This window comes from Pseudomonas sp. GXZC (assembly GCF_026967615.1).
Classification (GTDB): Bacteria; Pseudomonadota; Gammaproteobacteria; order Pseudomonadales; family Pseudomonadaceae; genus Aquipseudomonas; species Aquipseudomonas azotoformans_A.
The window spans coordinates 5,162,725-5,177,420 of sequence record NZ_CP114115.1 but is presented as its reverse complement, the minus strand read 5'-3'; the positions used below and the strand labels follow the sequence as shown (position 1 = coordinate 5,177,420).

The 14,696-nt window shown below is 59.6% G+C and carries 12 protein-coding genes; 11 read left to right on the top strand and 1 reads right to left on the bottom strand.

Annotated features, from left to right (window positions below; genetic code table 11):
* Positions 1-2: 2 nt before the first annotated feature.
* Positions 3-794: a phenylalanine 4-monooxygenase gene (gene phhA, locus OZ428_RS24295; RefSeq protein ID WP_269131573.1), complete on the bottom strand. Its 792-nt coding sequence runs from the start codon at positions 792-794 to the stop codon at positions 3-5.
* 257 nt (positions 795-1,051) lie between these two features.
* Here phhA and OZ428_RS24290 point away from each other — a divergent pair, with 257 nt between their 5' ends.
* The 11 genes from OZ428_RS24290 (at position 1,052) to OZ428_RS24240 (ending at position 14,618) form a co-directional block, all read left to right on the top strand.
* Positions 1,052-2,614 (top strand): sigma-54-dependent phenylalanine hydroxylase transcriptional regulator PhhR, encoded by a 1,563-nt coding sequence (locus OZ428_RS24290; protein WP_033900735.1) that lies wholly within the window; start codon positions 1,052-1,054, stop codon positions 2,612-2,614.
* A gap of 191 nt (positions 2,615-2,805) precedes the next feature.
* Positions 2,806-3,546, top strand: coding sequence for a flagellar basal body rod protein FlgF (locus OZ428_RS24285; RefSeq protein WP_015885209.1), 741 nt, complete (start codon positions 2,806-2,808; stop codon positions 3,544-3,546).
* Between the two features lie 62 nt (positions 3,547-3,608).
* Positions 3,609-4,394 (top strand): flagellar basal-body rod protein FlgG, encoded by a 786-nt coding sequence (gene flgG, locus OZ428_RS24280; protein ID WP_005790105.1) that lies wholly within the window; start codon positions 3,609-3,611, stop codon positions 4,392-4,394.
* A gap of 53 nt (positions 4,395-4,447) precedes the next feature.
* Entirely contained in the window at positions 4,448-5,143 is a 696-nt protein-coding gene (gene flgH / locus OZ428_RS24275) for a flagellar basal body L-ring protein FlgH (RefSeq protein ID WP_269131572.1), read from the top strand.
* 27 nt (positions 5,144-5,170) lie between these two features.
* Complete coding sequence (locus OZ428_RS24270) at positions 5,171-6,259, top strand: flagellar basal body P-ring protein FlgI (protein ID WP_176996377.1); 1,089 nt, start codon at positions 5,171-5,173, stop codon at positions 6,257-6,259.
* 4 nt (positions 6,260-6,263) lie between these two features.
* Positions 6,264-7,535, top strand: a complete 1,272-nt coding sequence (flgJ, locus tag OZ428_RS24265) for a flagellar assembly peptidoglycan hydrolase FlgJ (protein WP_269131571.1) — start codon at positions 6,264-6,266, stop codon at positions 7,533-7,535.
* 10 nt (positions 7,536-7,545) lie between these two features.
* Positions 7,546-9,594 carry a flagellar hook-associated protein FlgK gene (flgK, locus tag OZ428_RS24260; protein WP_269131570.1) on the top strand — a complete coding sequence of 683 codons (2,049 nt, stop codon included), beginning with the start codon at positions 7,546-7,548 and terminating at the stop codon, positions 9,592-9,594.
* Between the two features lie 14 nt (positions 9,595-9,608).
* A complete protein-coding gene (locus OZ428_RS24255; protein WP_269131569.1) occupies positions 9,609-11,231 on the top strand; it encodes a flagellar hook-associated protein 3 in 1,623 nt (540 codons plus the stop codon).
* A gap of 275 nt (positions 11,232-11,506) precedes the next feature.
* Entirely contained in the window at positions 11,507-12,436 is a 930-nt protein-coding gene (locus tag OZ428_RS24250) for a ketoacyl-ACP synthase III (RefSeq protein WP_269131568.1), read from the top strand.
* 263 nt (positions 12,437-12,699) lie between these two features.
* Positions 12,700-14,193: a flagellin N-terminal helical domain-containing protein gene (locus tag OZ428_RS24245; RefSeq protein WP_269134219.1), complete on the top strand. Its 1,494-nt coding sequence runs from the start codon at positions 12,700-12,702 to the stop codon at positions 14,191-14,193.
* A gap of 74 nt (positions 14,194-14,267) precedes the next feature.
* On the top strand, positions 14,268-14,618 hold the full coding sequence (locus OZ428_RS24240) for a flagellar protein FlaG (protein ID WP_269131567.1): 351 nt from the start codon (positions 14,268-14,270) through the stop codon (positions 14,616-14,618).
* Positions 14,619-14,696: the final 78 nt, after the last annotated feature.

The following is a 14,696-nucleotide window of genomic DNA, read 5'->3' as shown; positions in this document are numbered from 1 at the left end:
GTTCAAGCCGCCTTGGGCTTGGGTGGAAACTTCGGTGCGTGCAGACCCAGCTGCATGCCACGTTCCACCATGCCCATGATGTCCTCCTGCGCGACTTCGAACAGGCGCTTGAGGTCTGGCAGCACGAAGTACAACGGTTGCAGGATGTCGATGCGATAAGGCGTGCGCATCGCCTCCAGCGGGTCGAACACTTGATGCTCGGGCTCGGACGACAGGCTGTACACCGTCTCCTTGGGCGACGACAGAATGCCGCCACCGTAGATGCGTCGACCTTCGGGCGTGTCCACCAGGCCGAACTCGATGGTCATCCAGTACAGGCGCGCCAGGTACACGCGTTGCTCCTTGGTGGCCGCCAGGCCGAGCTTGCCGTAGGTGTGGGTGAATTCGGCGAACCAAGGGTTGGTCAGCAATGGGCAGTGGCCGAAGATCTCGTGAAAAATATCCGGTTCTTGCAGATAGTCGAGTTCTTCGCGGGTGCGGATAAACGTCGCCACTGGAAACTGTTTGTTGGCGAGTAATTCGAAAAAAGTCTGGAAGGGGATCAGCGCCGGCACGCGGGCGACCTGCCAGCCGGTGGTCTCGGCCAGCACTTTGTTGATTTCGCCCAGTTGCGGAATGCGGTCATGGGGCAGGCCGAGCTTGTCGATGCCGTCCAGGTATTCCTGGCAGGCGCGCCCCTCGATCACTTTCAACTGGCGAGTGATCAGGGTGTTCCACACCGCATGTTCTTCCGGCGTGTAGTGGATAAAACCTTGCGCATCGGGCTCGCGGGCCACGTACTGCGTCTGCTTCATACGGCTCTCCTGCTAGGCATTCGTTCTTGTTATGTCCTGCGATGAGCTTATTGATAACCCGTGCGCGGCCAGATTCCATCTGTTTTAAACGCCTTTACGTAGGAAAACTTACCAATTTCCGTAAAGTATTCGTTACGCTTATGGGGGTGGCCGTTGTCTTGGGCTGGGAAAAGCCCGCAAGCTGTCACATAATCTTGACGACTATCTGCGCCCAGCGACAAAAAGACGCGGCGCCTCCCCACTTTTCGGGCCTCTTCATGCGTATCAAAGTGCATTGCCAGAACCGCATCGGCATCCTGCGGGACATTCTCAACCTGCTGGTGGAATACGGCGTCAACGTCGCCAAGGGCGAGGTGGGCGGTGAGCATGGCAATGCCATCTACCTGTTTTGCCCGAACCTGGTGAACATGCAGTTCCAGGCGTTGCGCCCGCAGTTCGAGGCGATTGCCGGGGTATTTGGCGTCAAAAGGGTAGGGCTGATGCCCAGCGAGCGTCGGCATATGGAGCTCAATGCGTTGCTTGGCGCCCTGGAATTTCCGGTGCTGTCGATCGACATGGGCGGCTCGATTGTCGCCGCCAACCGCGCGGCGGCACAGTTGCTCGGGGTGCGGGTGGATGAGGTGCCAGGCATTCCGTTGTCGCGGTATGCCGAGGACTTCGACTTGCCGGAACTGGTGCGCGCCAGCAAATCGCGGATCAACGGCTTGCGGGTCAAGGTCAAGGGTGACGTGTTCCTGGCGGACATCGCGCCGCTGCAATCCTCCGAACATGACGACAGCGAGGCCATGGCCGGCGCTGTGCTGACCCTGCACCGCGCCGACCGCGTTGGTGAGCGCATCTATAACGTGCGCAAGCAGGAGCTGCGTGGTTTTGACAGCATTTTCCAAAGCTCCAAAGTCATGGCCGCCGTGGTGCGCGAAGCCCGGCGCATGGCGCCGCTGGATGCGCCCCTATTAATAGAAGGCGAAACCGGCACCGGCAAAGAGCTGTTGGCGCGTGCGTGTCACCTGGCCAGCCCGCGTGGGCAATCGCCGTTGATGGCACTCAACTGCGCGGGCCTGCCCGAGTCGATGGCCGAGACCGAGCTGTTCGGCTACGGCCCTGGCGCGTTCGAAGGTGCACGGGCCGAAGGCAAGCTGGGACTGTTGGAACTGACGGCGGGCGGTACATTGTTTCTCGATGGCGTCGGGGAGATGAGCGCGCGCTTGCAGGTGAAATTGCTGCGCTTCCTGCAGGACGGCTGCTTCCGCCGCGTAGGCAGCGATGAAGAGGTGTACCTGGATGTGCGGGTGATCTGCGCGACCCAAGTGGACTTGTCCGAGTTGTGCGCCCGTGGTGAATTCCGCCAGGACCTCTATCACCGCCTCAACGTGCTGTCCCTGCATATTCCACCACTGCGTGAATGTCTCGACGGGCTTGCGCCGCTGGTTGATCACTTTCTCGATCAGGCCAGTCGCCAGATCGGCTGCCCGTTGCCCAAGCTGGCGCCGGCCGCCATGGACCGCCTGAGCCACTACCACTGGCCAGGCAACGTGCGGCAGTTGGAAAACGTGCTATTCCAGGCGGTGTCGTTGTGTGACGGCGGGACGGTCAAGGCTGAACATATTCGGCTGCCGGATTATGGCGTGCGTCAGCCCCTTGGCGATTTTTCCCTGGAGGGCGGCCTGGAAGACATCGTTGGTCGATTCGAGAAGGCGGTGTTGGAAGCCTTGTACGCCGAGCACCCCAGCAGCCGACAGTTGGGCAAGCGCCTGGGGGTGTCCCATACCACCATCGCCAATAAGCTGCGCGATTACGAAGTGATCAAGGCCGACAAATAACCTGCGCTTGCCGCAGGCGGCAGTAGTCCGCCGTTTTTTCGACTATCGAGAGGGCGTCATTTCTTGACGCCCGCCCGCAAACCCCCGCCCCGCCTGCACTTCATCCTCTTTTAAAAAGTTGGTTCGCAAATTGCTTAAGCCTCTTCAGTACAGCGGTGGGCGGCAAGCGTCCGTCAGAAAGAGGAAAGAGCGTGGACAAGTACCTTTATGTGGCAATGACCGGCGCCAGCCAGAATGCTCTGGCGCAGAAGGCCCATGCCAACAACCTGGCGAACATTTCCACCAATGGTTTCCAACGTGACCTGGAGCAGGCGCGTTCGATGCCGGTGTTCGGTGACAGCTTTCCGGCGCGGGCGTTTGCCTTGACTGAACGCCCCGGCACTGACTTCTCTCCTGGCGCCATGATCGAGACCGGCCGTGACCTGGACGTTGCCGTCAGCGGCAATGGCTGGATGGCCGTGCAGACCCCGGACGGCAGCGAAGCTTACGTGCGCAGCGCGAGCATGAACGTCGATGCATTGGGTGTGCTGCGCGCCGGCAACGGCATGCCGATCATGGGCAACGGTGGCCCGATTGCCGTGCCGCCCCAGCAGAAGATCGAAGTGGGGGCTGATGGCACCATCAGCATCCGCGCCATGGGTGAAGGCCCGCGCGTGATGGCGGAAGTGGACCGCATCAAGCTGGTCCAGCCGGATCTGAAGAACATGAATAAAGGCTTGGACGGCACCATCCACACCAAGGATGGCCAGCCGGCCCAGGCTGACGCGACGGTCACGCTGACCTCGGGCTTCCTGCAGGCGAGCAACGTCAATGCGGTGGAAGAAATGACCGCAGTGCTGGCGCTTTCCAAGCAGTTCGAGCTTCACATCAAGATGATGAACAGCGCCAAGGAAGACGACCAGGCCATGACCCGCGTCATGCAGATGAGCTGATTGCAGCCCACTAATTAATTTGTGATGTAGCGCCAACAAACAGGCGCGCAGAGGAGAACAGCATGCTTCCGGCTCTATGGGTTGCCAAAACAGGTTTGTCCGCCCAGGACACCAACCTGACCACCATTTCCAACAACTTGGCCAACGTGTCGACCACGGGTTTCAAGCGTGATCGTGCCGAGTTCCAGGACTTGCTCTATCAGATCAAGAAGCAGCCAGGCGCCCAGTCGACCCAGGACAGCGAACTGCCGTCGGGCCTGCAATTGGGTACCGGTGTGCAGATCGTCGGCACCCAGAAGAACTTCAGCGCCGGTAACCTGCAACAGACCGGCCAGCCGCTGGACATGGCCATCAACGGCCGTGGTTTCTTCCAGATCCTGCAACCGGATGGCACCACTTCCTACACCCGTGACGGTACTTTCCACCTGGACTCCAACGGCCAGATCGTCACCGCCAACGGTTTTGCCCTGGAGCCGGCAGTGGTCGTTCCCGCCGACGCCAAAACCTTCACCGTCGGTAACGACGGCACCGTGTCCATCACCGTGGCCGGCAACCCCGCGTCGCAAGTGATCGGCAACCTGCAGACCGCCGACTTCATCAACCCGGCCGGCCTGCAAGCCATGGGCAACAACCTGTTCCTCGAAACCGCCTCCAGCGGCGCGCCGCAAATCGGCACCCCTGGCCTGAACGGTTTCGGCACCACGCTGCAAAGCACCCTGGAAACCTCCAACGTGAGCACGGTTGAGGAGATGGTCAACATGATCACCACCCAGCGCGCCTACGAGATGAACTCCAAGGTGATCTCCACCGCCGACCAGATGCTTTCGTTCGTAACGCAGAATCTGTAATCAAGTCTATGGGGCGCTCTTGAGGGCGCCTGCAACACCGTGAGGTAAGGGTCATGAATCGCTATGTTTCTGTTCTGGCATTGAGTGGGATTGCCGTGCTCGCGGGCTGTGTCGCCCCGACGCCAAAACCCAATGACCCGTACTACGCGCCGGTGTTGCCACGCACGCCGTTGCCGGCGGCCGCCAACAATGGCTCGATCTACCAGGCCGGTTTCGAACAGAACCTGTACAGCGACCGTAAGGCGTTCCGCGTGGGTGACATCATCACCATCACCCTGAACGAGAAGACCCAGGCCAGCAAGAATGCCAACTCGCAGATCGGCAAGACCAGCAAGGCCGGCATCGGCCTGACGTCGTTGTTCGGCGGTGTGCCCAACACCAATAACCCATTGGGCAGCGGCGACCTGAGTCTGGATGTGGGCTACAGCGGCGACCGCGCCACCAACGGCAAGAGCGCGGCAGGGCAGGGCAACAGCCTGACCGGTTCGATCACGGTGACCGTGGCCGATGTATTGCCCAACGGCATCATCGCCGTACGCGGTGAAAAGTGGATGACCCTTAATACCGGTGACGAGCTGGTGCGCATTGCCGGCATGGTCCGCGCCGATGACATCTCCACTGACAACACCGTGCCGTCGACGCGAATCGCCGACGCGCGCATTACCTACTCGGGTACGGGTTCGTTTGCTGATGCGAGTCAGCCGGGCTGGTTCGACCGTTTCTTCCTTAGCCCGCTGTTCCCTTTCTAGGTGGCCACTTTGAAACTCAAACAGCTGATGGCGGCCGCACTCCTGCTTTCCTTGAGCGCTGTCGCCCAGGCCGAACGGCTGAAGGACATCGCCAGCATCTCCGGCGTGCGTTCCAACCAGTTGATCGGCTACGGCCTGGTAGTGGGGCTCAACGGTACGGGCGACCAGACCACCCAGACCCCGTTCACCCTGCAGACCTTCAACAACATGCTCTCGCAGTTCGGTATCAAGGTGCCGCCAGGGTCGGGCAACGTACAGCTGAAAAACGTCGCGGCGGTGTCGATCAGTGCTGACTTGCCGGCGTTCTCCAAGCCGGGCCAGGTAGTGGACATCACCGTGTCGTCGATCGGTAACTCGAAGAGCCTGCGCGGCGGCACCTTGCTGATGACGCCGCTCAAGGGTATCGACGGTAACGTCTACGCCATCGCCCAGGGCAACCTGGTGGTGGGCGGGTTTGACGCCGAAGGTCGCGATGGTTCGAAGATCACCGTCAACGTGCCGTCAGCCGGTCGGATCCCAGGTGGCGCCACGGTTGAACGCACCGTGCCAAGCGGCTTCAACCAAGGCAACAGCCTGACCTTGAACCTCAACCGCTCTGACTTCACCACCGCCAAGCGCGTGGTCGACAAGATCAACGACATGCTCGGCCCAGGCGTGGCCCAGGCCATCGACGGCGGCTCCATCCGTGTGACCGCGCCACTGGACCCAAGCCAGCGCGTCGACTACCTGTCGATCCTGGAAAACCTAGAAGTGGACCCAGGCCAGGCTGTCGCCAAAGTCATCATCAACTCGCGGACCGGCACCATCGTGATCGGTCAGAACGTCAAGGTGTCGCCCGCTGCGGTGACCCATGGCAGCCTGACCGTGACCATCACCGAAGACCCGATCGTCAGCCAGCCTGGACCGTTGTCCAACGGCCAGACGGCGGTGGTGCCGCGTTCGCGTGTGAATGCCCAGCAAGAAGCCAAGCCGATGTTCAAGTTCGGCCCCGGCACCACCCTGGATGAGATTGTCCGCGCGGTGAACCAGGTGGGCGCAGCGCCCGGCGACTTGATGGCGATCCTCGAAGCATTGAAACAGGCCGGCGCCTTGCAAGCCGACCTGATTGTGATCTGAGGCCATGGCCATGGATATGCGCAAGAGCGGCATCAGCAGCACGGCGGACTCGGGGTCCTACTCCGACTTGAACCGGCTTAACCAGCTCAAGGTGGGTGCCGACAAGAACAGCGAAGGCAACATGCGCAAAGTGGCGCAGGAGTTCGAGTCGTTGTTCTTGAGCGAGATGCTCAAGTCCATGCGTTCGGCCACCGAGGCGTTGGGCAAGGACAACCCGATGAACACGCCAGCCGCCAAGCAGTACCAGGAAATGTATGACCAGCAACTGGCGGTCTCGATGTCCCGCGAAGGCGGTGGTATCGGCCTGGCTGACGTGCTGATGCGCCAGATGCAGAAGAACAAGCCGGTGGAGGCCCAGGCCGCCACCTTGCAAGGCCCGGCGGCGGCTGAGCCTGTGAAGAAAGTGGATGTGCCGACAGAGATCGCGGCCGGCACCCAGGCCGAAGGTCCGTTGGGTCGCTCCAACGGCCAGCGTCCGCTGTGGGCTTACCGCGTGGCTGAGCCACAGGCGGGTGCCCCGTCGGCCCACAGCAATGACATGGAATTGATGAACCAGCGGCGCATCGCCTTGCCGAGCAAACTGACCGATCGCCTGTTGGCTGGCATCGTGCCGAGCACCCAGGTGACCGGCGAAGCCAAGGCCGCGCCACTGCGCAACAGCGCCGCTGACGATAACGTCGTCAACAGTGCGGCGCGTACCTTCGCCGTGCCGAGCGGGCGCATGCAGGTCTACGGCCGCGCCGTGGCCCAGCCACCGTTGGCGCCGGCAAAGAAAGCCTTCAGTTCGCAGGATGAATTTGTCGCCACCATGTTGCCGATGGCCAAGGCGGCCGCCGCGCGGATTGGTGTCGATCCGAAGTACCTGGTGGCTCAGGCCGCCCTGGAAACCGGTTGGGGTAAATCGGTGATGCGCGCCGAGGACGGCAGCAGCAGCCACAACCTGTTCGGCATCAAGGCCGGCCAGAGTTGGCAGGGCGGCCAGGCACGCGCGATCACCAGCGAGTTCCGCGATGGCGCGATGGTCAAGGAAACGGCGCAGTTCCGTTCCTACGACTCTTACCAGGACAGCTTCCACGACCTGGTGACGTTGCTGCAAAGCAATGATCGCTATAAAGAAGTTGTGAAGTCGGCCGACAACCCGGAACAGTTTGTTCGCGAGTTGCAAAAAGCCGGTTACGCAACCGACCCGGCCTATGCCAGCAAGATTTCGCAGATCGCCAAAACGATGGACAGTTACCAGAATTACGCTGCCGCTGGCGCAACCACACATTTATAAGGTCTGAACCATGAGTTTGCTCAGTATCGGGATGTCAGGGCTCAACGCCTCTCAAGGATCGCTGTCGGTCTTGAGTAACAACATTGCCAACGCCAACACGCCTGGCTACTCACGGCAGCAGACTACCCAGAATGCCAACGCGGCGAACCAATTCGGTGGTGTGTTCATCGGCAGTGGCACCACCCTGGCTGATGTGCGCCGGGTGTATAACGAGTTCCTCGACGCGGCGTACCAGAACAGCACCTCGCTCAACAGTGATGCCAAGGCGTATCTGGACCAAGTCAGCGCGGTCGACAAGACGCTGTCGGACAAGACCACCGGTATGTCGTCCGTGCTCAGCGCGTTCTTCGCGGCGGCCCAGACCGCCTCGGCCAACCCGAGCGATACGTCGGCCCGCCAGATTCTGCTCACCAGCGCCCAGACGTTAAGCAACCGCTTCAACTCGATCTCCAACCAGTTGAGCCAGCAGAAAGAAACCATCAACAGCCAGTTGACCTCCATGGCTGACCAGGTCAACCAACTGACCTCGTCGATTGCGTCCCTCAACAAGCAGATCAACCAGGTTCAGGGCGCGTCGAATACCACGCCGGCCAACCTGCTGGATGCGCGTGCCGAGGCGGTGCGCTCGCTCAATGAGCTGATCGGCGTGACCGCCACTGAGAAAAACGGTGTATTCAGCGTCAGCACCGGCACCGGTCAATCCCTGGTGCTGGGCGATCAGTCCAACTCGATTTCTGCCGTGCCTGGCAAGGACGATCCGACCCAGTACACCATTCAGATGAACATGCCGGGTAACACGGCGGTGGATATCGGCAATGTGATCAGTGGTGGCAGCATCGGCGGCCTTATGCGCTATCGCAGTGACGTGTTGATGCCGGCCATCAACGACCTGGGACGTATCGCCATCGTCACCGCCGATACGATCAACAGCCAGCTGGGGCAGGGCATCGACCTGAATGGCGAGTTCGGCGCGTCGATGTTCAAGGACATCAATAGCGCAGCAGCAGTGGCTTTGCGCAGTGTGGCCGGTCAAGGCAATCAGGGCGCCGGTAGCCTGGGTGTGACGATCAAGGACACCAGCAAGCTGACCAACTACGATTACAAGGTTACCTTCAGCGACCCGACCAATCTCAATAAAGTGACGGTGCAGCGCTCCGATGGCAAAGCCATGGGCACCTTTGATATCTCCGCCACACCGCCTTCGGTGATCGACGGCTTTACCCTTGAGCTTAAAAATGGCCCGATGTCGGCCGGTGACAGCTTCAAGGTCAGCCCGACCGCCAGCGGCGCGAAGGACATCGGCACAGTCCTCACCGACCCGAGCAAGATTGCCTTTGCCGCACCGCTCAAAGGCGAGGCCAGCAAAACCAACCAGGGCACCGGCACCTTCACGCCGCCGACCCTGACCGTGCCGCTGGATCTCCAGGGTGGCGCCAATACCGCGCAACTGCGCATCGGTATTGAAAACTCGATGCCGGTGAAGATGGTATTTGGCAAGCCGGCCGCCGACGGTACTCAGTCCTACACGATCAACGACGCCAAGGGCGATCCGATCGGCACCGGTACCATTATTCCGGGGCAGTCCAACAAGATCAGCATCAACGTACCGATGCGCGATGCCAGCGGCGCCCTGGTGGTACCGGCCAAGAGCTTCAGCTTTGACACCTCGGTGGCCGGCTCGCCGACCGCTGGCGACAGCACCACCTTTTCGTTTAACGCCAGCGGCAAGTCCGACAACCGCAACGCGCAGGAGCTGCTGAACCTGCAAACCAAGGCCACCGTAGGCGTCGCCGCCGATGGCACTGGCGGCACCAGCCTGGTCGGGGCCAACAGTAAGTTGGTGTCGACGGTCGGCGCCAAGGCTGCAGCGGCCACCACGGATACGACCGCCACCAACGCGTTGCTGACGGCCAACAAAAATGCGCGCAACTCCGTGTCCCAGGTCAACCTGGACGAAGAGGCGGGCGACATGATCAAGTTCCAGCAGTACTACACAGCGTCGTCGCAGATCATCAAGGCTGCGCAAGAAACCTTCAGCACGCTGATCAATAGTCTTTAAGGGAGTCTGGGACGATGCGCATTTCTACACAGCAGTATTTCGACACCAGTGCCGCCAAGTACCAGAACAACTATGCCGGCGTGGTGCAGGCTCAGCAGCAGGCGAGTTCCGGCGTGCGCGTGCAAACCGCAGGGGATGACCCGGTGGCGGCGCAGCGTTTGCTGATGCTGCAGCAGCAGAAAGACATGCTGGCGCAGTTCAGCGGCAATATCTCCAACATCAACAGCTCGCTGACCAACGAAGAAAGCGTGCTGACGGCGATCAATGCAACGATCCAGGCCGCCAGCCAATTGGCGTTGAAGGCCGGTGGCGTGACCAGTGATGCCGACCGCAAATCCATCTCGGTCGAAGTGGGTGCCCTTGAAGACCAACTGCTGGGCTTGCTCAACAGTAAGGACGCGGCGGGCAACTACCTGTTCTCCGGCTCCAAGACCGATACGCCGCCGTACTCGCGCAACATTGATGGCACCTACAACTATCAGGGCGACGAAAACGAGCTGAGCCTGCAGGTGTCCGAGACGTTGACCGTGCGCACGGGCGACACCGGCAAGACCATTCTGGAAGGTGCGGCCAACAACAGCCGCACCCAGTCCAAGTACACCACGCCCGCACCCGTGCCACCGGCAACCACACCGTCGCAAGTGGATGACCATAAAGTCGCCATCTCGGCCGGTCTGGTGACATCGAGCGTCGACTACAACAAGTCGTTCGCCGACGGCCAGCCGTACAAGGTGACCTTCACCAGCAGCACCCAGTACGTGGTGACCGACAAGGACAACAACGACATTACCTCGCAGCTCCCGGGTAATGGCACGTTCGACTCCACTAAGGAAGGCAGCGCCAGCATCAATGTGCGTGGGGTCAAGTTCGACATCAGCGTCGATCTCACGGACAAGGCCACTGGCCCTGATGCCGATGCCATGGTCAAAGGTCGCGAGTTCACCCTGGCCGCCAAGCCGGACACCTTTAACGTATCCCGCACGGCAAGCAACACGTCGTCGACGCAGTTGACCAACGCCACGGTCAGCAATCCCGCTAAGTACGCCAGCACCTTTCCGGCCAACAGCGGTGTGCTGGTCAAGTTCAGTGACACGGACTCGTCGGCCTTCCAGGTGTTTGCACAGCCCTACAACGCCAACAGCAAGCCGATTGATTCGGGCGTCATCGACACCACCACCACGCCGAGCTCGATCACAGTGGCCGGTGTGACCTTTGGCCTCAGTGGCACACCTAATGTAGGTGATCAGTTTGCGGTCGGCGCCAGCACCCAGAAGACCCAGAGTGCGCTCGACACCTTGAGCCAATTGCGCAAGGCCTTGGAACAACCGGCCGATGGTATTCCTGGCGCACGGGTGAAACTGCAGGATGCCCTCAATGCCGCCGTCAGCAACCTGACCAGCTCGGCGGACCAGGTGGACAACGTGCGCGGCTCCATCGGTGCGCGGCAGAATGCGCTCACCGTGCAGTCCAGCGAAAACGAAAGCGTCGGCCTGGCCAACAAATCCACCATGAGCGCCCTGGCGAACATCGACATGGGGGAAGCGGCGATCAACCTGACCCTGCAGCAAACCATGCTGGAAGCGTCGCAGTTGGCCTTCGTGAAAATCTCGCAGTTGAGCCTGTTCAACAAGATGTAAGTACCTTTACGTCAAGCGGCCCGCTCTGGAAACAGGGCGGGCCGTTGTCGTTTCTGGGATTTAATTGTTTGAAGGTTTTGCACAAAGCACACAAAATTGAGTGACCTGTGAGTCATAAAGCGCATCTTCACTGTATCGTGTGAAAAGGATAAGTCGTCACAGGGTCCTTGCGAGGCGGCTTTCAGCGAGATTTTTATGGGGTTATCCCCTTTATTGTCAGCACTCCGGGCGTGGCCCAGGGGTGTTCTCCAGCTATTTAGTATTGGGAAGCCACAATGATTGGCATAAAAAGCATCGCCAGTTACGTGCCGGCAGACGGGATCGATAACTACGCCCAGGGTGCCAAATTCGCCAAGGATGAAGAGTTCATCATTGGCAAGATCGGTTCGGCGTTCCTGCCGCGCAAGGAAGCGGCGCAGGAAACCTCCGATCTGTGTGTCGAAGCGGTCAACGCTTTGTTTGCCAACAACCCGGATTTGAAACGCGAGTCGATCGACGCGCTGATCGTCGTCACCCAGAATGGCGATGAAGAGGGCTTGCCGCACACGGCGGCCATCGTCCAGGACAAACTCGGCCTGCCGACCCACGTGGCGGCCTTCGATATTTCCCTGGGCTGTTCCGGCTACGTCTACGGCATCTACGCGATGAAGGGCTTCATGGAAGCCGCGGGCCTGAAAAACGGCCTGTTGATCACCGCCGATCCGTATTCGAAGATTGTCGACCCGCAAGACCGTAACACCACCATGCTGTTCGGCGATGCCGCCACCGCTACCTGGATGGGCGAAGACGCGCCGTGGTTGCTGGGCAAGTCGAAGTTCGGCACCGACGGTTCCGGGGCGCCGCACCTGAAGGTCAGTGATGGCGTGTTCTTCATGAACGGCCGTCAGGTGTTCAACTTCGCACTGCTCAAAGTGCCGGCGCATTTGCATGAGCTGCTCAATGACTCGGACCTGAAGGCTGACGAGATTGACGCGTTCTGCATCCACCAGGGTAGTGCGGCGATTGTCGACGCCGTGGCGCGTCGCTTTGAAGATGCGCCCGTGGACAAGTTCATCAAGGATATGGTCGAGACCGGTAACACGGTGTCGTCGAGTATTCCGCTGCTGCTGGAAAAGCACGTGATGGACGCCACCTGGAAGCGCGTCGCCATCAGCGGTTTTGGTGTGGGCCTGTCGTGGGGCTCGGCGATTCTCTATCGCCCTTGACACTTCAATAGTTTGAATAAAAACGCCGATGATCGAGAGATCATCGGCGTTTTTTATTTGGCGCCAGAAAACCCAATGAAAACGGGGTTTGGGGCCCGCGTAAACCCTTGAATTGCAAGGGGTGGCACGGCGCCAGTAAAAAAATCAAAAAAAATCCTCAAGCAACCGGCTACCACGACGATAACTATTACGTAGGTTCTCAGGCCACACCCGGCGGTTGCCAGGGCCGGAAGCCGCAGTATCCATCCAACGAGGATTTCGTCATGGCTTTAACAGTAAACACCAACATTGCTTCCATCACTACTCAGGGCAACCTGAACAAAGCTGGCGGCGCCCTGGCCACTTCCATGCAGCGCCTGTCTTCCGGCCTGCGTATCAACAGCGCTAAAGACGACGCTGCCGGCCTGCAGATCGCTAACCGCCTGACCAGCCAAATCAACGGCCTGGGCCAAGCAGTCAAAAACGTGAACGACGGTATCTCCATCGCTCAGACCGCTGAAGGCGCGATGCAGGCTTCGACCGACATCCTGCAAAAAATGCGTACCCTGGCTCTGTCTTCCGCTACTGGCTCCCTCAGCGCTGACGACCGTAAGTCGAACAACGACGAATACCAGGCTCTGACTTCGGAACTGACCCGTATCTCGCAAACCACTACTTTCGGTGGCCAGAAGCTGCTGGACGGTTCGTACGGTACCAAAGCTATCCAGGTTGGCGCCAACGCCAACGAAACCATCAACCTGAGCCTGGAAAACGTTGCAGCCAACAACATTGGTTCGCAGCAGGTCAAATCGGGTGCTCTGACACCTAACGCTACTGGCCTGGCTGTTGGTTCCATCGCCATCACTGGTAACGGTCAGACTGCATCGGTTGCTGTTGCTGCTGGTGATTCGGCTAAGACTATCGCCGCTGGCCTGAACGGCGCTATCGGTGGTCTGAGCGCTACCGCCAGCACCGAAGTCAAGTTCTCGGTAGACGAGACTAAAACCAAGGGTACTCCTGCTCAGCCAGGTCCTCCACCTGTTGCTGCTGTTCCAGGTGTTCCAGCTAGCTTCTCTATCGCTGTAGGTGGTGCCACCGTCAAGATCGTTGGCGTAACCAGCACTGCTGACTTGGCTGACCAACTGAAGTCCAACGCCGCCAAGCTGGGCGTCAGTGTTAACTACGACGAAGCTAAAGGCACTCTGGAAGTCAAATCTGATTCCGGTGAAAACGTCAAGCTGACCAGCGACGCACTGGGTGCTGATGCTGTTAGCGTGAACGTGAAAGACGGTAATGGTAAATACGCTGCCACCGCTACTAACCTGGGTGCTGCTGTAAACGATCCAATCATTGCTACCGGTCAGATCTCGCTCGACTCGTCCAAAGGCTACTCCCTGGCCAACGGCGCAACCGGTACTTCGGTAACCACTCTGTTTGGTGCTGCTCAGGTTTCTTCCCAGAAGACTTCTGTTGCCCAAACCGACGTGACCGACGCCAACAACGCGCAAAACGCCCTGTCCGTTATCGACAAGGCCATCGGCACCATCGACAGCGTGCGTTCGGGCCTGGGTGCTACCCAGAACCGTCTGACTACTACTGCAGACAACCTGCAGAACATTCAGAAGAACTCCACCGCTGCACGTTCCACCGTTCAGGACGTCGACTTCGCTTCCGAAACCGCCGAACTGACCAAGCAACAAACCCTGCAATCGGCTTCCACCGCGATCCTGTCGCAGGCTAACCAGCTGCCATCCGCTGTACTGAAGCTGCTTCAGTAATCCCAGCGCTTGGTAACTAACGGAAGGGCGCGTCTACGTGCCCTTCCGTTTTTTCGGTTTAGAGGAGATTGGACATGGACATGAGTGTAAAGCTGAACCAGTCTTATCCGCCGGTTGCATCGCAGAACCCGCCTACCCAGGCAGTGCCTGACAAGAGCATCCCTAAAGTCCAGGAAGTCGCAGCAACAGGTAAAGAGCCTGAGCGAGCCGACCTGGAAAAAGCAGTTACTGATATTCGCGAATTCGTACAAGCGGCCCAGCGCAAACTGGATTTTTCCATTGATGATTCCACCCATCGCGTGGTGGTCAAGGTCATCGCCACCGACAGCGGTGAAGTGATCCGCCAGATTCCGTCGGAAACGGCATTGAAGCTGGCACAAAGCCTATCCAGCGCAAGCAACGTGTTGTTTGACGACAAGGCGTGAGCTGGCATGAAACTTGTTGCTGTCTTGTCTTGAGGCATAACCAGTCAAGATAACGGCAGCCACCGAACAGGAGAAACG